Genomic DNA, 19041 nt, shown 5'->3' with positions numbered 1-19041 from the left:
TTTATATATTTATTTTTTATAATAATAACAATAATAATAAGTTCTGTGGGTAGTGGGGATAACTGTCTGAAAATGTCGATTTTATGAGATTTTTGCTTGTTGATATCTTGTGAATAAACTGTAGACAAGTGTCGTTTTTTGTCCACATAGATGTGGATTAGTTGTAGATAAATGCATTTTATTGTCGGCAATCAAAGTGAGAAAAACAGACATAATATGACATAAAGATATAGCTAGTTTAGATTTTTATAATCTATGAAGGTTATAAAATAAAAAAGATTAGAGGAAAAATTTCTCTAATCTTTTTTATTTATTTTCCTAAGCAGAATTTACTGAAGAGTTCATCGAGTAATGAATCTCCCATATCTTCTCCGATAATTTCACCAAGTGAATACCATGCATTTTTAATATCAATTTCAACCATATCCACAAGCATTCCTAACTGCATAGCTGAAATGGCATCGTTAATTGAATTAATAGCTTGTTTTAGTTTAGCAATATGACGGGCATTTGATAAATAAGTCATATCTTTAGCTCCGATATCCCCAATTTCAAACATTTTTTTAATTTGATTTTCTAGAACTTCAATTCCTTTTTCTAAAACCATAGAGGTTTCAATATAGTTTGGAAGTTCGTCTCGTTCAATTTGAGTCTCTAAATCTGTTTTATTTAAGATGATAATACGGTTTTTATCATTTGTTAATGATAATAGTTCACGATCATCGGCTGTTAATTTTTCATTATTATTTAAAACTAATAAAACAAGTTCGGCTTCGTTAATTAGTTTTTTTGATTTTTCAACACCAATAGCTTCAACAATGTCCTCTGTATCACGAATTCCAGCCGTATCGATTAAATTTAATGTTAATCCACCGATATTAATATACCCTTCAACTGTATCACGTGTTGTTCCTGCAATATTTGTTACGATGGCTTTTTCTTCACGCATTAATTGATTCAGTAAACTTGATTTTCCAACGTTAGGACGCCCGATAATGACAGTTTTAATTCCATCTCGAAGAATTTTTCCTGTTTTAGCTGTATCTAATAGTTTTAACATTTTTTCATGAATATCGATTGAACGAGGAAGTAAGATGTCGTTTGTCATTTCTTCAACATCATCATATTCAGGATAATCGATATTAACTTCGATATTAGCTAAAATATTTAAAATTTCTTCACGCATTTCTTTAATTAAACGAGAAACACGCCCATCTAAACCGTTTAAAGCTAGTGATAAAGATTGTTCGCTTTTAGCATGAATGATATCCATAATTGATTCGGCTTGTGCTAAATCGATACGGCCATTTAAGAAGGCGCGTTTTGTGAATTCCCCAGGTTCAGCAAGTCGTGCACCAGCTAATAAAATAAGTTCTAGTATTTTATTAGTGACTAAAATTCCCCCGTGGCAGTTAATTTCCACGATATCTTCAGCCGTAAATGTTTTTGGTGCTCGCATGACTGAAACTAAAACTTCATCGACTTTTCGGTCAGTTTCAGGATCATATATAAAACCGTAGTTAATGGTATGGCTAGCAACACTTTTTAAATCTTTTCCACGAAAAATTTTATTTGCAATATCTAAGGCTTCATCTCCACTTAAACGAATGATTGAGATGGCTCCTTCGCCCATAGCAGTAGAGATTCCAGCGATTGTATCTTGTAGCATTAAAACACCTCCATAGCAGTTAGTTTATCATGTTCGATTTTTCTGGCTTTTATTCAATTTAGTTTAATTGTAGCATAAAAGGTCAATAAGTTAAAAATAGACCTCACTAAGAGGTCTATTAGGCTTTATATTTGATTGTAAGATATCGATTAGGCTCGACTCCATTTGAAACTGTCTGAATGTTTTTCCAATCTGATAATGTATTATGGATAATACGTCGATCATAAGCATTCATTGGGTCAAGTTTCGCATCAATCTTTGAGTGAAGCACTTCTTTTGCGGTTTTCTTAGCAAGAGCTTCTAATTTTTTAATTTGATTTTCCTTATAAGAGCCGATATCCACAAGGACTTTTAAATGTTTATTGGTATATTGATTTACAACTTGGCTTGTTAAAACTTGAATGCTTTGAAGTGTTTTTCCTTCACGGCCGATAATAAGTCCATTATTATCACTATTTACATTAAAAGTTATAGATTGTTTGCTAGGTATTATCTCGACTGTTCCTGTTAAATTGAAATCATTTAATAATTGGAGAAGATATTTTTTTCCTTCTTCAATTGGATCAAGATTTAAAGAGACTTCTGCTTTTATATAAGCACCTAGTCCAAAGATTCCTTTTTTCTCCTCTAGCACATTAATAATCAATTGTTGTTGGTCTTGATGAAAATGATTCTTTGCAGCTATGAGGATATCGTTCATAACTTTTCCTTCGAATATTTTCGGTTTCATCCAAATCACTCTTTCTTTTAAGTATGAGTAAGTTTTGCGACCAACGGTTAATTTATGCAATGACTAGTGGAATCTATTTCACAGATGGTCGTCATATCCTAATACAATTTTAATCTATATTATTTTGGAATGATATCCATTTTTTTATAAAGTTGCTCTAATTTTTCTTTAAATGATACGTAATCTAATTCTTTTACGCCTTTACGGGCGATTACAAAGTAATCATAGTTAGAATCTATTGTTTGTTTGTGTTCAGTTGTGACGTTTCGGATATATCGTTTAACTTTATTTCGTTCTACCGCATTTCCGATTTTTTTTCCAACTGAGATTGCAATTCTGAAGTTTTCATTGTCTGTTTTTTTATATTTATACACAATGAAATAAGGATTAGCTTTTGAACGTCCATTTTTCATGACTTGTTCAATTTCACTACTTTTTTTGATTCGATAATTTTTTTGCATCATCTCACCCGCTATATTTTTTTAGCTAGTAAAAAGACCACTATAAAGAGTGGTCTTATGCGCATAACACTTTTCTACCTTTTTTACGACGACGAGCTAAAACATTGCGTCCTCCTGGTGTTGCCATACGAGCGCGGAAACCATGAGTTTTTGCACGTTTACGTTTGTTTGGTTGCCAAGTACGTTTCATCTATAACACCTCCTAAGAGTTTTATACCATAGCATAATTCAATATTATAGTCAATCTAAACTGTAAAGTCAATGATTACTTTTTGGATATCGTGTCGTCTACTGTGGACATGTGAATAGATTTTACTTAGACGATAGAATTAAAAAGTATTCCACAATATTATTCACAATTCGACACGTTGTTTATACCTTACTCTGTGGATATTGGGGATAAATGACGAAAACATTGGTGTTACAGGCTTTTTAGCTTGTGGTTATCCACTGCACATTGTCGAAAAGTGTTGCAGATTGTTGAAGAAAAACACATATCCACAAGGTTGTTTATAACTTTTTGTTGATTTTTTACACATTGTGGACTTTTTTAAGTTTTGGTTATGCTATAATGTTGATAGAAGAGACTTTCGGATGAGGTGTATGTGGTGGAAAAATATCAACGAATATGGGATGATGCTATCAACCGACTGAAATCTAATATTTCTCAACAATCATTTGATATGTTTTTTAGCACTCCCAAAAAAGTATATAAAGTAAAGAATAATAAAATGTATGTGATTGTTCAAAATAACCATGAACAATTTATGCTAGATAAATTTTATTTAAAAGAACTTGTGGAAATGATTGCCGAAGTATCCGGATTTAATTATGATGTTAAATTTATTACAAATGACTATGTAAAAAATGATCAGCAAGCATTTGATTTAACAAAACCGGATCCAAATCTTCCAAAATATTATAGAGGGAATTTAAATACAACTTATACATTTGATCGCTTTGTTGCGGGGAAAAGCAATCGTTTAGCGTATATGATTGCTCTTCAGGTAGCGGAACGTCCTGGAGAGGTTGCCAATCCACTGTATATTTTTGGTGGGGTAGGACTTGGAAAGACACATTTAATGCAAGCCATCGGGAATTTTATTTTAGATGATAATCCATCATCAAGAATTTTATACTGTACCTCAGAAAAATTTATTGATGATTATCGTCACGCAACATTAGATAATAATTTTGAAGCATTTAAAGAAAAATATCGAAATATTGATGTTTTATTAATTGACGATATTCAATTCTTATCTAAAAAAGAACAAACTCAAACTGAGTTCTTCAACACGTTTAATGAGCTATACAATAATAATAAGCAAATTGTTATCACATCGGATCGTCCAGCATCTGATTTAAAGGATATTATGGATCGTTTAACTTCTCGATTTGAATGGGGATTACAAGCAGATATTCAAATCCCTGATACGCAAACAAGAATTGAAATTATGAAGAAAAAATTAGCTGGGGAAAACATTAATCTTGATGAGTTCCCAGAAGAAGTTTTAGAGTTTATTGCAAGTAAGTTTAATAGCAATGTTCGTACGCTTGAGGGTGCATTGAAACGTTTAATTTTCTATGCTACAATTAATAATTCAGATTTCACTATTGAATTAGCGAACGAAGCGTTAAGAGATTTATTTAAAGCAGAACAAAAAAATTCAAAAATTGATGTGAATAACATTATAAAAGAAGTTGGCGCATACTACGATGTATCAGTTGCTGATATTTTATCGAAAAAACGTAAGAAAAATATTGCTTATGCAAGGCAAGTGGCCATGTTCTTAACAAGGGAACTAACAGGAAGTTCATTCCCAAAAATCGGGGAAGCTTTTAGTGGACGCGATCATACGACAATCATGCATGGTTGTGAGAAGATTGAAAAAGAGTTAAAAGAGAGTGCTGAATTAAAGAAAGCTATTAATGATTTAAAACAGGCTCTATCTTAATTTATAAACAGGCTTATGGATAAGATTCGACATTAAAGTATGAACTGTCCACAAGTTATCCACAACTAAAAACACCTACAGGAGGATGTTTTTAGACATTATCCCCTATATTCACAAACATTATTACTAAAATGGTTATAAAAAGATATAATATATAATTATATAGGAGTGATTAATTTGAAAATTAAAGTTGATCGTCAATTGTTATTAACCCAACTTTCATACATTAGCAAAGCAATCCCGACTAAAACACCTTTACCAGTGTTGACGGGTATTAAATTTGTTGTATCAGATGAAGGTCTTTATTTAACAACAAGTGATTCAGATATTACGATTAATACATTTTTACCGTTAGAAGTAAATGATACACAAGTAATCCAAATTGATGCTGTAGGTTCAATTATTATCCCAGGAAAATATTTTATTGAAATTATTAAAAAATTAAATGGAGATACAATTGAAATTAGTACATTTGAAGGAAACTATGTCACAATTAAATGTGGACGAAGTGAATACACATTAAATGGATTTGATGTTACTCAATATCCAAACATTGAGTTAATTAAAAATGATGATCCTATTCACATGGAAAAACAATTACTAAAAACAATTATTCGTCAAACGGTATTTTCAACAGCAAATAGTGAAAATCGTCCTGTGTTAACAGGGGTTAACTTCCGCTATGATGCAGATGAGTTAATGTGTGTTGCCACAGATAGTTTCCGTTTATCTAAAAAGACAGTTCCATTAAATAAATTACATGATTCATTTAATATCGTTATTCCAGGACGTAGTTTAATCGAGTTATCAAAAATTTTAGATGATTCACATAACTCGGTAGATATCTATTTAGCAAATAATCAAATTTTATTCCAAATTGGAAATATTTCATTCCAATCACGTTTATTAGATGGAATTTATCCAGAAACAAAAGAATTTGTTCCTACAACATTCGGAATTGAAATTAAAGCAAATTATCATGAATTATTAAATGCATTTGATCGTGCTGCTTTAATTGCTCGTGATCAAGTATCTAATGTCGTTAAATTAAATATTTTACCTGAAGAAAGTAAGTTATTAATTACAGCTCAATCTCCTGAAGTCGGAAAAGTTGAAGAAGAAGTTCAAGTAGAAATGATTTCGGGTGGAGAATTACGTATTGCATGTAGTGCACTATTTATTATCGATGCATTAAAAGCAATTAATAATTCAGATGTTATCATGAGTTTCAATGGAGATATGCGTCCATTTGTTTTAAGAGATAAATACGATGAGACAACAATTCAATTAATTGTCCCAGTACGTATGGAATAGTATTTAAAAGATTAGTGACATTTTGTCACTAATCTTTTTTTGTTTGTCCACAAGTTGTGGATAACTTTTAGAGTTGTTCACAGATTTGAAAACGATATTTTCCGATTTTTTTAGATAGAAAAAAGTATGATTTTACATTGGTATTATCACAAAATTAGAAGAAAATATTAAATATAGTCGAAAAAAAGATACTATTTTGCCTGTGGATAATGTGGATAAATTAAAAGAGTTAGATAAGAGAATAAAAAAAACGGTAGGAAATAAAGTTTCCCACCGTTTTTTTATTAAGATTTTTTAACTGATTGCATGAATTTTTTGATGACTGAATCTCCCGAGTAGTTTAAAACACCATTTTTATAAACTCGTGATCCGAAGGTTAGAATAATGATGATAACTAGTAGATTGAGTCCAATTGATAACCAAATCATTGGCGTTGAAACAGTCATGGTCGCGATTCGAAGTGGCATAATGTAAGGAGAAACAAATGGAATCATAGACATGACTTTGATAAATGGCGCTTCGGGTGAAGTCATTCCAAAAATTCCAATGTAGAAAGAAACAAGTCCAATGACCATAATTGGTGAAATAGCAATTTGATATTCTTCTACGGAACTAATGATTGAGCTTAAGATTAAGACACTAACGAGATAAACGAGGTAAGCGACAATTGCAAAGATAATTAGGTAAATAATAATTCGAGCTTTATCAGGTGATATCACCATTGAGACGGTATTCATAACATCTTCTGGGAGGTTTTTCATCATCGATTGAATGGAGATTGTAAATAGCACCATAAAGATAGCGAGTTGTGTTAAAGCATAGAAGCTGTTATACACAATTTTTCCGTAAAGCTGTTTGATTGGAGAAATTGAAGTAATGATAATTTCCATAACACGTGATGTTTTTTCTTCCATGATTTCTTGACCTGCATACACTGAGTACATGTATGAGAATAAGAAAATTAAGATGATTGAGATATAGGCAATTCCCATGCTCCCTAATGATTCTTCTGCTGATTGAGCTTTCTCATCAAGTGCAATTAAATTCATAGAAAATGGTCTTTGGATAAGTTCGGTTTGAGCTTCTGTTAAACCGGCAGTTTCCATTGCAATTTTTGAGTTATACCCTGATAAAATTTGTTCACCAATGGTATAGAATGAATTGTTGGAGAAATCATTGGCAACATATGTGGCAGATAATAGGTTCGTTTCATCATAATCGATAATGAAGTAAGCCGATATGTCGTTATTTTCGACGAGTTGGTTAAGTTCATCTGTTGAATCTGTACTTTGTTCAAGTAAGACATCTGAGAGAATACTATTAAAATCTTTTTCAAATTGTGAATAAAGTTGATTCGTTTCGTCCACAACATAAATTGTCTGAGAATAATCAAAAGTATCATTAAAGAAACTCATGATATTACCAAGTTGACTCACTAAAAAGCCGATGATGATTAAGAAGATGTTAAATCCAATAAAGGCTTTACTTTTAATTTTACGAAGATAGTTATATAAGACGTAGTTCCAAAATTTACTCTTCATATGCTTGTCCCACCTTTTCTATGAAAATTTCATGTAGTGAAGGTTCACACACGAGAAACTTTTCAATATGATGCTCAGGTTTTAAAGCATTAAAAATTGTTGAAACATACTCTTTATTATCGATTTTTAAACACCAATCATCTTGAACACGTGTGACTTCATTAACATGTGGAATAGCTTTTAAATAATCAAGAGTTAAATTTCCTTGAATCAGAATGGTTCTAGCATTATATGATTTTTTTATTTCTTTTAGATTACCTTGTAAAACAGTTTGACCTTTTCTCAAAATAGTAAGTCGATCACATAATGTTTCAATGTGTTCCATACGATGAGAGGAGAATATAATCACTTTACCTTGTTCTTTGAAGTTCATTATTTCTGTTTTCATCATTTCAAGATTGATTGGGTCAAGTCCTGTAAAAGGTTCATCTAGGATAATAAGTTCTGGCTTATGAATAACGGCGGTAATAAATTGAATTTTTTGTTGGTTTCCTTTTGAAAGTTCTTTAATTTTTTTGTTTTTATATTCCATGATTCCAAATTTTTCGAGCCAATAATCAAGTTCTTTATCAATTTCTTGTTCTTTCATACCTTTTAGTAAAGCAAGATAAGAAACTTGATTTTTAACGGTTAGTTTTTGTAGCAATGCTCTTTCTTCAGGTAAGTACCCAATGATATCGTTTGTTGATTCATTGATTTTGTGGCCATTCCAAGTGATTTCACCAGAGGTTTGATCATAAAGTCCTAAAATCATTCTAAATGTTGTGGTTTTACCTGCTCCATTTGCCCCGAGTAATCCATAGATTTCACCTTTTTTTAGATGCAGGTTTAAGTCTGATACGGCTTTTATATCATGAAACTCTTTATTTACATTTTTTAAAACTAGCACCGTTTTTCTCTCCTTTTCATGTAAATTCATGAAGTATGCGCCTTATGATTAAGTCATAGATATCAATATTATGATATATTTGGTATCAAATAACAATATTTGGATGATAATAATTCATAATTGCTTTTTATCCACAAATTTAATTTCTCATAAAATATTGAAGGATGTTAAAGAATTTTGTCTAAAACGAAAGAAATTTGTTTACTATTTGTGATACTAATGTTATTTTTATTGTTTATTGTCGAGTTTTAGATGTAAAATAAGAATAGTCTTTTTGAATAGTGTGAAGTTTAATGTTTACTGTAAGGAGTGAGCTTATATGATATATGATGTAATCGTTGTTGGTGGAGGTCATGCCGGAATTGAGGCGGCACTTGCCCCGGCACGTATGGGTTGCCAAACTTTAATGGTAACGGGAGATATTAATCGTATTGGTCATATGCCATGTAATCCAGCTATTGGGGGTCCAGCGAAAGGGATTGTTGTTCGTGAAATCGATGCCCTTGGTGGAGAAATGGGTGCTAATACAGATAAGACGCATATTCAAATGCGTATGTTAAACACAGGTAAAGGACCTGCTGTTCGAGCACTTCGTGCTCAAGCGGATAAAGTTGATTATCCAAAAGAAATGCAAAAAACAGTTCTTTCACAAGAAAATTTAGATGTTAAAGAAGCAATTGTGGATAACTTAATTGTTGAAGATGGAACTGTTAAAGGAATTACTTTAGAATCTGGGGAACAAATTTTTGGTAAAACGGTTATTTTAACAACAGGTACTTACATGCATTCTAAAGTCATGATCAGTGATGAGATTACATTAAGTGGACCTGATGGTGCTAAAACTTCGTTAGGATTATCTCAAAGTCTAAAAGATTTAGGATTTGAGCTATTCCGATTAAAAACTGGAACACCGCCTCGTGTTGCAACAGATAGTGTTGATTTTTCTAAAACAGAAATTCAACCTGGCGATGATGTTGTTCGTGCGTTTAGTTTTGATACAAAAGAACATTTACCACTTGAGGATCAAGTGCCATGTTATTTAACTTATACAAGTGGTGATACACACCAAATTATTATGGATAACTTAACACGTTCTTCAATGTATTCAGGAGTTGTTGAAGGGGTTGGACCTCGTTACTGTCCATCAATTGAAGATAAAGTGGTTCGTTTTAACGATAAACCACGTCACCAAATCTTCTTAGAACCTGAAAGTAAGCACATCGATGAAATTTATGTTCAAGGGTTCTCGAGTAGTTTACCAAGAGACGTACAAGAGAAAATGATTCGTACGATTGCAGGGTTAGAAAATTGTCGTATTGTGCGTTATGCTTATGCCATTGAGTATGATGCAATTAAACCTGTTCAATTATGGCCGTCACTTGAAACTAAATTAGTTAAAAATTTATATAGTGCAGGTCAAATTAACGGAACAAGTGGATATGAAGAAGCAGCAGGGCAAGGAATTATGGCCGGAATTAATGCGGCACTTCGAGTACAAGGGAAAGATCCATTAATTTTAAAACGTAGTGAAGCTTATATTGGGGTATTAATTGATGATTTAGTGACGAAAGGAACGTTGGAACCTTATCGTTTATTAACATCTCGTGCAGAATATCGCTTATTATTACGCCATGATAATGCAGATTTACGTTTACGCGAATATGGACATCAAGTTGGTTTAATTAATGAAGAAAAATATGCAGCCTTTTTAGATAAAAAAGCTCAAATTGAAGCTGAAAAAGAACGCTTATCTCAAATTAAAATTACTCCAAAAGGAAATACGAATGAATATTTAGAAAGTATTCCTTCATCTCCTTTAAAAGATGGGATTACAGCTCTTGAACTTTTAAAACGTCCAGAGATTACTTATCAACATATCCACAGTTTAATTGAAGAAAAAAATGAATCAATTTCTGAAGAAGTCATTGAGCAGGTTGAAATTCAAGTTAAATACGAAGGATATATTAATAAGGCTTTACAACAAGTTGAAAAACTTCATAAAGTTGAAGAAAAGAAAATTCCAGACTACATTGATTATGATGATGTTCCAAACTTAGCGATCGAAGCAAAACAAAAACTAAAAGATATTCGTCCATTAACAATTGGACAAGCAACTCGTATTTCGGGAGTTAATCCGGCGGATATTTCAATCTTAATGGTTTATTTAGAGTCAGGGAAATTTAAAAAAATTAATTAATAAAAAAAGAGTTAAGGAAGGACGCTTTCTTAACTCTTTGTCGAGTAAGGAGATGAAATAATGACACCACAACAATTTTATGAGGCATTAAAAGAATTTGGAATTGAGTTAACGGAAGAGCAAAAATGGCAATTACATCGTTATTTTGAATTATTAGTTGAATGGAATGAAAAAATGAATTTAACTGGAATAACTGAAGTTAATGAAGTTTATTTAAAACATTTCTATGATTCGTTACTTGCATTTTTAATGTTTAAAGATATCCACAAGTGTGAATCTTTATGTGATGTTGGATCTGGAGCAGGATTCCCAGCTTTACCGGTGAAAATCGTTTATCCACATTTAAAGATGGATTTAGTCGATTCCCTAGGAAAACGTGTGAACTTTTTAAATCATGTTATTGCGGAAACAAAGCTTCAAAATATCAAGGCTTATCATTCACGTGCTGAAGAATATGCAGATAAACATCGTGAATCGTTTGATATTGTAACAGCACGTGCGGTTGCAAGATTAAATGTTTTATCTGAGTTATGTGTGCCTTTAGTTAAAGAGGGTGGATTCTTTATTGCTCTAAAAGGTCAAACAGGTGATGAAGAATTAAAAGAATCTAAAAAAGCATTAGAAACATTTGGTGTGGAAATCATTGAAGTCAAACATATTGAGTTACCCGAAGAAGCGGGAACTCGAACTAATATTTATACAAAAAAATACAAAAAGACACCAAACAAGTATCCAAGAGCATACGGGCAGATTAAAAATAAGCCAATAAAATAGCATTAACTGTCAGTTGTCAGGACAAGACTTTATAAATGATAGAAAAAAGAAGAAAAATACGTTATAATTTAAACATTAATTCTTTTTTTATTTTACTATAAGGGGGACATAGGGTGTTTAGCTTTTTTTCGAAAGATGACTCGCACAATCAAGTAAAAGATGAAGTAACTCAATTACCTATTGCAAAAATTGTTCCGAATAAATATCAACCACGAAATATTTTTAATGACGAAAAGATTTTGGAATTATCAGAATCAATTAGGGAACACGGGGTTATTCAACCGATCGTGGTAAGAAAATTAAAAGATGGATATGAAATTATCGCCGGAGAACGACGTTATCGTGCATCAAAATTAATTGGATTAGATAAAGTTCCTGCTATTATTCGTGATTATGATGATAAAAAATCAGCATCAATTGCGATTGTTGAAAATATTCAACGTGAAGATTTAACGGCAATCGAGGAAGCTTTAGCTTACAAACAGTTAATTGATTTACATGGTATTACGCAGGCGACTTTAGCAAAACAGATGGGAAAATCTCAATCGACGGTTGCTAATAAAATTCGTTTATTAAATTTATCTGAAACGGTGCAACAGGCTGTTTTAGAACGTAAAATTACGGAACGTCACGCACGTGCATTATTAGTGGTAAAAGAGGAAGAGTTACAGTTAGAGTTATTAAATAAAGTGATTGAAAAGGATTTAAATGTATCAGAAACAGAACGTTTAATTGATGAGACATTAAATCCAGTTCAAAAGCCGACGAAGCCAAAAACAATTTCTCGTGTTCCAAGAGATTATCGTATTGCAATGAATACGTTTAAACAAGCAATTATGATGGTTGAAAAAACAGGAATGAAAGTTGCTCATGAAACAGAAGAATTAGAGGATTCTTATGTGATTAAAATTTCCCTTCCTAAAAATAAACATTAATAGAAAAAAAACAGGATTATTCATCCTGTTTTTTTTCTATTAATAATTAGGGGAAAAAGTTGTAAGTTTGAGTTTAATAGTAAAAATGGGCTATAAATTTTGAAAAGTTAATACTAAATATCTTTTATTGTAAAGTTAATGATTTTGGGCAAGTTATTTGTAGATTTATTTTGAATGTAGAGTTATTCACAGGTGGACAAATTAGACGCCATTTTTTGATAAAAAATTAGGTATTGTTTATAATAATCCTATATATCTACAAGATAAGATTTTATGTATTATAAAAATCACAAAATACACAATTATCTGCTAAAATTTATTTTTAATATAATATCATTTCATGGTAAAATATTAACAAGTATGACTTTAGGAGGGTTAATATGGGGAAAATTATCGCTATAACGAACCAAAAAGGTGGAGTTGGTAAGACGACATCTAGTATTAACTTATCAGCATCGTTGGCTCACTTGGGACATAAAGTTTTACTTGTCGATATGGATCCCCAAGCTAACGCTTCTACAGGAATTGGGGTTTATAAAGGTGATGCTGAGTTAACTGTGTTTGATTTATTAGTTGATGAGATACCAACAAATCAGGTAATTTTAAAAACAAATGAAGAAAATTTATTTTTAATTCCATCTTCACAGGAATTAGCGGGATTTGAAGCGATGATTGTAATGGAAAAAGAACGTGAGTTTAAATTATTGCCGAAATTAGAGCAGGTAAAAGATTATTTTGATTACATTATCATTGATTGTCCACCTTCACTTGGATTACTAACTATTAATGCGTTATCTGCCGCAGATTCGACATTAATTCCAGTTCAATGTGAATATTATGCATTAGAGGGATTAACGCAGTTATTAAATACAATTCGTATTGTTCAAAGACGTTTAAATCGAAATTTATCAATCGAAGGTGTTTTATTAACGATGCTTGACCGTCGTACTCGTTTAGGACTTGATGTTATTAACGAAGTAAAACTATATTTTAAAGAAAAAGTTTTTAATACGATTATTCCACGTTTGGTTCGTTTAAGTGAAGCACCATCGTTTGGAAAATCAATTATTGCCTATGATGAAAAATCGTCTGCTGCTCAATTTTATGTTGATTTAGCTAAAGAGGTGGTTAAGAACAATGTCGACTAATAGATTAGGAAGAGGTTTAGGTGCCTTATTTCAAGAACATGATATTGAAAGTATTGAATCTTTTGAGCAAGTAAAAGAAGGAGAAGTTGTTCAGCAGTTAGATGTGAAAACACTTCGTCCAAATCCTTATCAACCACGTAAATATTTTGATGAGACTAAGATTAATGAATTAGCTCTTTCGATTAAAGAGCATGGAGTATTTCAGCCGATTATTGTTAAAAAAGACATTAAAGGTTACATCATTATTGCAGGGGAACGTCGTTTTAGGGCTGCACAAAAAGCAAATCTTCAAACGATTCCAGCTATTGTTCGTGAATTTAACGATCATTTAATGATGGAATATGCTTTAATTGAAAACTTACAACGTGAAGATTTAACGGCAATTGAAGAAGCGGAAGCTTATAAAATGTTGATGCAAAAGTTAGATTTAACACAAGAAAGATTAGCTGAACGTATTGGAAAAAGTCGTGCTTATATTGCAAATACGATGCGCTTATTACAATTACCACGTGTTGTTCAAGATGATATTGAAAATAATATAATTTCAGTAGGACATGGAAAAGTTTTAGCTGGATTAAAAGATGAAGATTTAATCATTAAATTTGCGAATGTTATTAAAGAAAAACAAATTTCAGTTCGTGAATTAGAAGATTTAATTAAAGACGCGTCAATTAATCAACCGGAAATAGAAAAGAAAGTAACGAAAGTATTAAATCCACATCTAGATTATGTTAAAACGAATCTAGAGTCTTATTTCGGAACGAAAGTTAAAATTAAAGAAAAACAAGGTAAGGGTCAGATTATTATTAACTATAATGATCTTGATAACTTAAATCATTTACTCGAGATAATGGGTATAGAATTATAATAGTAAGGAACGATAGAATTGAATTTATTTTTAACTAATTTAGAGCAAGCAATGTCAACAGCAGATGGTATTGCTAAATTCTTTTCAATGGACAAAATTGAAGAATTTTTAGTTCAATTTGCTTTTGATATTTTTACTGTGATTGCGATTATCATTGTTTTATCAATTGTTCGTCGCATTGGTAAGAATATTATTAAGCGTGCATTCGCTGTTAATATCGATAAATTACAAAAGATGACAGGTGGAACGAATCGTCGTAAAGGGACACTTGAGAGTCTTGTTTTAAATATTTGGCGTTATATGATTAATATTATAGGATTAATTGCCGTTTTAGGTGTATTTGTTCCGATTCAAACATTATTAGTAGGGACAGGAAGTTTTGCAGTTGTCTTTGCATTTGCTGCTAAAAGTATGCTTGACGATATTGCAATGGGATTTTTCATTGTGTTTGAAGATTTATTCTCAGTGGGAGATTTTATTGAAGTTGATGGAGCAACAGGTACAGTTGTTGAGATTGGATTACGTTCTGTTAAGATACGCGTTTTAACAGGAGAAACAGTTATTATTCCAAATGGTAATATTAATAAAGTTATTAATCATTCCATTTCAAATGGGCAAGCAGTTGTTGATATTAGTGTAGCTTATGAAGCGGATTTAAATAAAGCTTTATCTACACTTGAGGAAGTTGCGACGCGTACATTTGATTTATATGATGAGATTATTAAAAGACCAGTAGTACTTGGGGTACAAGAACTTGGGGCATCTGAAGTGGTTATTCGTATGATCGCTGAAGTACAGCCGACGACACAGTGGCATATTCAACGTGAATTACGTAAGATAATCAAACTAACTTTTGATGAAAAAGGGATTGAAATTCCATTCCCACGCATGGTTGTATACCAACATAATGGAGGCAATGCAGTCAATGAATAATATTGTATTTGGACTTAATGATATTGTTGAAATGAAGAAACAACATCCTTGTGGGACAAATCGTTGGCAAGTGATTCGTTTAGGGGCAGATATTAAGATTAAATGTTGCCATTGTGAACGCACTTTGATGATGCCAAGACCTGAATTTAAGAAGAAAATTAAGAAAGTTTTAGTCTCTGCAAGTGAAGCTGTAAATGAATAAAATTGTACTGTAAAAGTTAGGTTTGCAGTAACTAAAAAAAAGCGTTGAAATCACTGATTTCAACGCTTTTTATTTTGGAATGACGTGTTAAAAAAATGTAAAATATGCTATAATATATATAGAAAGAAAAAGGTGATTAAACATGCAAACTGAAGTATTTATTACGAGCGAGTACATTACTCTAGGACAGTTTTTGAAGTTTGAAAACATCATTGAAAGTGGAGGAAATGTAAAGTTCTTCTTAGAAGAAATTCCAGTCTATATTAACAATGAACGTGATAATCGTCGTGGACGAAAACTTTATCCAGGTGACGTGATTGTAATTGATGAAGTTGGCGAATTTGTCATTGTCGCTGAGTAGATAGGAAGATTCTTTTGTTTATTAAAAAACTAGTTGTGAAACAATTTAGAAATTATGAGAATGCTTGTGTAGAGTTTAAGAAGAACATCAATATTATTATTGGAAATAATGCACAGGGGAAAACGAGTTTGATTGAGTCGATGTATGTTCTCTCCACGACGAAATCCCATCGAACGAGTAAAGATTCTCAGCTTATTTTATTTGGTACCGATTTTGCCCGTATTGAGGCCGATATTAAACGCGAACAAGATGACTTTTCTTTATCCCTAGTCCTTTCTAAAAAGGGCAAAAAAGCTAGCTACAATGGTATTGTTCAAAAGAAATTGAGCGACTATGTAGGTAAGTTAATTGTTGTTATGTTTGCTCCCGAAGATTTATCTTTAGTAAAAGGTGGCCCTCAATATCGAAGACGATTCATGGATATGGAGATTGGACAGTTATCGCCATCATATCTTTTTCATTTAGGACAATATTCAAAGCTTTTAAAACAACGTAATGAGTTGTTAAAACAGCTTCGTATAAATCGCCAGAATGAGTTGTTACTGGATGTTATAACTGAGCAGTTGGTTCCACATGCTGTTTATGTTTTGAATAAACGCATTGAGTTTTTAAAGCAATTGGAATCATTTTGCAAAGATGTTCATGGAGAAATTTCAAAACAAAAAGAAGAGATTCAATTAGACTACATCAATTCGTTTAAAAATATAGAATTGGATGAAGAATCTATTTTACAAAAGTATAGAGAGTTATATGATCAGGATATTCAGCTAGGATCAACTAATTTAGGACCTCACCGCGATGATTTTAGTGTTTCAATTAACGGGATTAATACCCATCAATTTGGATCACAGGGGCAGCAACGTACTGCATCATTGTCGATGAAACTTGCCGAGATTGAGTTGATTTATTCAGTTTTACATGAGTATCCCATTTTATTGTTAGATGATGTTTTAAGTGAGTTAGATGATACTCGTCAAACTCAATTGCTTAATACAATTAAAAACAAGGTTCAAACTTTTATTACAACGACGAATATTGATGGTATCGACGATGAAGTAATAGAATTAGCAGATATATTTACGATTAATAATGCTGAGATTAGGATAGGTGATAAGTATGACTCAAGAAACGACAACACAGCAGTATGATGCTAGTAATATTCAAGTCTTAGAAGGACTTGAAGCCGTTCGAAAACGCCCTGGGATGTATATCGGTTCAACAAGTGGACGCGGATTACATCATTTAGTGTGGGAGATTGTGGATAACTCTATCGATGAGGCCTTAGCAGGATATTGTACAGAAATCAATGTAGCTATCACAGAAAATAACGAAATTATCGTAAAAGATAATGGTCGTGGGATTCCAGTCGATGTTCATAAGCAAACAGGTAAATCAACAGTTGAAACAGTTTATACTGTGTTACACGCCGGTGGTAAATTTGGTGGTGGCGGTTATAAGGTATCAGGGGGGCTACATGGTGTAGGTGCTTCTGTTGTTAATGCCTTATCAGAATATTTAGAAGTTACAGTTAGCCGCAATGGGAAAAAGTATTTCCAATCATTTGAAAAAGGAACTCCAATGAATGAATTACATGTGATTGGAGAATCGGATACAACTGGAACTGAAGTTAAATTTAAACCAGATCCAGAAATTTTTACTGAAACAACGGTTTATGATTATGATATTTTAAGAAATCGTATTCGTGAATTAGCATTTTTAAATAAAGGGTTAAAAATTACATTAGAAGATTTACGTTCTGAAAAACCACAACGACATGAGTTCCATTTTGAAGGTGGAATTAGTGAGTATGTAAGCTTCTTAAATAAAAATAAAGAAGTTATTCATGAAGATGTTATTTATGTTGAAGGAGAACGTGACGGAATTAGTGTTGAAATTGCTATGCAGTATAACACTGGTGTTGCAGGAAATATTTATTCATTTGCTAATAATATTAATACTCATGAAGGTGGAACACATGAAGCTGGGTTCCGTGCTGCATTAACGCGTATTATTAATAGTTATGCTAAAAAGGCAAACTTATTAAAAGGTGATGATGCTTTAATCGGTGAGGATATCCGAGAAGGATTAACTGCGATTATTTCAGCAAAACATCCAGATCCACAGTTCGAAGGGCAAACGAAAACGAAGCTTGGTAATAGTGAAGTTCGTCGTATTGCTGATAATGTGTTCTCTGAAGGATTTGAACGTTTCTTAATGGAAAATCCACAGGCTGCAAAATTAATTTTAGATAAGTCTTTAATGGCAGCACGTGCTCGTATGGCAGCAAAACGTGCTCGTGAGATGGTTCGTCGTAAATCACCACTTGAGTCTTTAGGGTTCAAGAGTAAGTTAGCCGATTGCCAATCACGTGATGCTAATATTTCTGAGTTATTCATTGTCGAAGGGGACTCTGCCGGAGGATCTGCTAAACAAGGTCGAGATAATAAATTCCAGGCAATTTTACCTCTACGCGGGAAAGTTTTAAACGTTGAAAAAGCACGTATTGATAAAGTTTATGCAAATAATGAGATTAAAAGTATGATTCATGCGATTGGAACGGGTGTTGGAGATGAATTTGATATCGAGAAAGCTCGTTATCATAAAGTTGTTATCATGACCGATGCCGATGTCGATGGAGCTCATATTCGTACGTTATTATTAACGTTCTTCTATCGTTATATGAGACCATTAATCGAGAATGGATATGTTTATATTGCACAACCTCCTCTATTCAAAATCTCTCAAGGAAAACGAATTGAGTATGCTTATTCACAAGAAGAATTAGAAGCTGTTATGGAAACATTATCAGCAACACCTCGTCCTAATGTTCAACGTTACAAAGGGCTTGGAGAAATGAATGCTGAACAATTATGGGAAACAACAATGGATCCTGAAGTACGTACGTTATTACAAGTTACTCTTGATGATGCTGTTGAAGCCGATGAAATTTTTGATATGTTAATGGGTGATCGTGTAGAGCCACGTCGAGAATTTATAGATGCTAATGCTAAGTACGTAACAAATCTTGATTTCTAATTTGAAGCAACATCTATAAGGAGGAACG

At 32.3% G+C, this 19041-nt stretch carries 18 protein-coding genes; 12 read left to right on the top strand and 6 right to left on the bottom strand.

Annotated features, from left to right (window positions below):
• Window positions 1–310 precede the first annotated feature (310 nt).
• The 4 genes from mnmE to rpmH form a co-directional block, all read right to left on the bottom strand.
• Window positions 311–1669 carry a tRNA uridine-5-carboxymethylaminomethyl(34) synthesis GTPase MnmE gene (gene mnmE / locus QWC74_RS06460; protein WP_006784007.1) on the bottom strand — a complete coding sequence of 453 codons (1359 nt, stop codon included), beginning with the start codon at window positions 1667–1669 and terminating at the stop codon, window positions 311–313.
• A gap of 118 nt (window positions 1670–1787) precedes the next feature.
• On the bottom strand, window positions 1788–2399 hold the full coding sequence (jag, locus tag QWC74_RS06455) for an RNA-binding cell elongation regulator Jag/EloR (RefSeq protein ID WP_006784008.1): 612 nt from the start codon (window positions 2397–2399) through the stop codon (window positions 1788–1790).
• Between the two features lie 119 nt (window positions 2400–2518).
• Entirely contained in the window at window positions 2519–2860 is a 342-nt protein-coding gene (rnpA, locus tag QWC74_RS06450) for a ribonuclease P protein component (RefSeq protein ID WP_006784009.1), read from the bottom strand.
• Window positions 2861–2915: 55 nt separating this feature from the next.
• Window positions 2916–3050, bottom strand: a complete 135-nt coding sequence (rpmH, locus tag QWC74_RS06445) for a 50S ribosomal protein L34 (RefSeq protein WP_006784010.1) — start codon at window positions 3048–3050, stop codon at window positions 2916–2918.
• A gap of 418 nt (window positions 3051–3468) precedes the next feature.
• On the opposite strand from rpmH, the gene dnaA reads away from it, so the two are divergent.
• Both dnaA and dnaN read left to right on the top strand, forming a co-directional pair.
• Window positions 3469–4815 (top strand): chromosomal replication initiator protein DnaA, encoded by a 1347-nt coding sequence (gene dnaA, locus QWC74_RS06440; protein WP_006784011.1) that lies wholly within the window; start codon window positions 3469–3471, stop codon window positions 4813–4815.
• Between the two features lie 177 nt (window positions 4816–4992).
• Window positions 4993–6129: a DNA polymerase III subunit beta gene (gene dnaN / locus QWC74_RS06435; protein WP_006784012.1), complete on the top strand. Its 1137-nt coding sequence runs from the start codon at window positions 4993–4995 to the stop codon at window positions 6127–6129.
• Window positions 6130–6413: 284 nt separating this feature from the next.
• Here dnaN and QWC74_RS06430 read toward each other — a convergent pair whose 3' ends face one another.
• Window positions 6414–7670, bottom strand: a complete 1257-nt coding sequence (locus QWC74_RS06430) for an ABC transporter permease (protein WP_006784013.1) — start codon at window positions 7668–7670, stop codon at window positions 6414–6416.
• On the bottom strand, window positions 7660–8559 hold the full coding sequence (locus QWC74_RS06425) for an ABC transporter ATP-binding protein (protein ID WP_006784014.1): 900 nt from the start codon (window positions 8557–8559) through the stop codon (window positions 7660–7662). Before QWC74_RS06425 ends, QWC74_RS06430 begins: the two co-directional genes overlap by 11 nt.
• A gap of 322 nt (window positions 8560–8881) precedes the next feature.
• On the opposite strand from QWC74_RS06425, the gene mnmG reads away from it, so the two are divergent.
• The 10 genes from mnmG to gyrB all read left to right on the top strand — a co-directional run bounded on the left by mnmG (window position 8882) and on the right by gyrB (window position 19013).
• The gene (mnmG, locus tag QWC74_RS06420; RefSeq protein ID WP_317327219.1) at window positions 8882–10756 is read left to right on the top strand and encodes a tRNA uridine-5-carboxymethylaminomethyl(34) synthesis enzyme MnmG; all 1875 of its coding nucleotides are present in this window, start codon (window positions 8882–8884) and stop codon (window positions 10754–10756) included.
• A 60-nt stretch (window positions 10757–10816) separates the two neighbouring features.
• Window positions 10817–11530 (top strand): 16S rRNA (guanine(527)-N(7))-methyltransferase RsmG, encoded by a 714-nt coding sequence (gene rsmG, locus QWC74_RS06415; RefSeq protein WP_006784016.1) that lies wholly within the window; start codon window positions 10817–10819, stop codon window positions 11528–11530.
• A 113-nt stretch (window positions 11531–11643) separates the two neighbouring features.
• Window positions 11644–12465 carry a nucleoid occlusion protein gene (gene noc, locus QWC74_RS06410; RefSeq protein ID WP_009607226.1) on the top strand — a complete coding sequence of 274 codons (822 nt, stop codon included), beginning with the start codon at window positions 11644–11646 and terminating at the stop codon, window positions 12463–12465.
• 380 nt (window positions 12466–12845) lie between these two features.
• Window positions 12846–13613 (top strand): ParA family protein, encoded by a 768-nt coding sequence (locus tag QWC74_RS06405; RefSeq protein WP_006785413.1) that lies wholly within the window; start codon window positions 12846–12848, stop codon window positions 13611–13613.
• Window positions 13603–14481 carry a ParB/RepB/Spo0J family partition protein gene (locus QWC74_RS06400; protein ID WP_006785412.1) on the top strand — a complete coding sequence of 293 codons (879 nt, stop codon included), beginning with the start codon at window positions 13603–13605 and terminating at the stop codon, window positions 14479–14481. Before QWC74_RS06405 ends, QWC74_RS06400 begins: the two co-directional genes overlap by 11 nt.
• Before the next feature lie 18 nt (window positions 14482–14499).
• Window positions 14500–15414, top strand: a complete 915-nt coding sequence (locus tag QWC74_RS06395) for a mechanosensitive ion channel family protein (RefSeq protein WP_006785411.1) — start codon at window positions 14500–14502, stop codon at window positions 15412–15414.
• Window positions 15407–15616, top strand: a complete 210-nt coding sequence (locus tag QWC74_RS06390) for a DUF951 domain-containing protein (protein WP_006785410.1) — start codon at window positions 15407–15409, stop codon at window positions 15614–15616. Before QWC74_RS06395 ends, QWC74_RS06390 begins: the two co-directional genes overlap by 8 nt.
• 142 nt (window positions 15617–15758) lie before the next feature.
• On the top strand, window positions 15759–15977 hold the full coding sequence (gene yaaA, locus QWC74_RS06385) for a S4 domain-containing protein YaaA (RefSeq protein WP_006785409.1): 219 nt from the start codon (window positions 15759–15761) through the stop codon (window positions 15975–15977).
• Window positions 15978–15991: 14 nt separating this feature from the next.
• Entirely contained in the window at window positions 15992–17125 is a 1134-nt protein-coding gene (recF, locus tag QWC74_RS06380) for a DNA replication/repair protein RecF (protein WP_006785408.1), read from the top strand.
• Window positions 17088–19013 (top strand): DNA topoisomerase (ATP-hydrolyzing) subunit B, encoded by a 1926-nt coding sequence (gyrB, locus tag QWC74_RS06375; protein ID WP_269146110.1) that lies wholly within the window; start codon window positions 17088–17090, stop codon window positions 19011–19013. The genes recF and gyrB overlap by 38 nt, the downstream gene beginning before the upstream one ends.
• The last annotated feature ends 28 nt before the right edge of the window (window positions 19014–19041 follow it).

The organism is uncultured Turicibacter sp. (assembly GCF_938044715.1).
GTDB classification, from domain to species: Bacteria; Bacillota_I; Bacilli_A; order MOL361; family Turicibacteraceae; genus Turicibacter; species Turicibacter sanguinis.
Note: the sequence above shows the minus strand (reverse complement) of the source record. Positions and strands in the feature narration are given on the sequence as shown.

Bases quoted from the DNA above. Each gene is read 5' to 3' on its own strand.
- mnmE (WP_006784007.1), bottom strand. From the start codon at position 1,669: ATGCTACAAGATACAATCGCTGGAATCTCTACTGCTATGGGCGAAGGA.
- jag (WP_006784008.1), bottom strand. From the start codon at position 2,399: ATGAAACCGAAAATATTCGAAGGAAAAGTTATGAACGATATCCTCATA.
- rnpA (WP_006784009.1), bottom strand. From the start codon at position 2,860: ATGCAAAAAAATTATCGAATCAAAAAAAGTAGTGAAATTGAACAAGTC.
- rpmH (WP_006784010.1), bottom strand. From the start codon at position 3,050: ATGAAACGTACTTGGCAACCAAACAAACGTAAACGTGCAAAAACTCAT.
- QWC74_RS06430 (WP_006784013.1), bottom strand. From the start codon at position 7,670: ATGAAGAGTAAATTTTGGAACTACGTCTTATATAACTATCTTCGTAAA.
- rsmG (WP_006784016.1), top strand. From the start codon at position 10,817: ATGACACCACAACAATTTTATGAGGCATTAAAAGAATTTGGAATTGAG.
- QWC74_RS06405 (WP_006785413.1), top strand. From the start codon at position 12,846: ATGGGGAAAATTATCGCTATAACGAACCAAAAAGGTGGAGTTGGTAAG.
- QWC74_RS06400 (WP_006785412.1), top strand. From the start codon at position 13,603: ATGTCGACTAATAGATTAGGAAGAGGTTTAGGTGCCTTATTTCAAGAA.
- QWC74_RS06390 (WP_006785410.1), top strand. From the start codon at position 15,407: ATGAATAATATTGTATTTGGACTTAATGATATTGTTGAAATGAAGAAA.
- yaaA (WP_006785409.1), top strand. From the start codon at position 15,759: ATGCAAACTGAAGTATTTATTACGAGCGAGTACATTACTCTAGGACAG.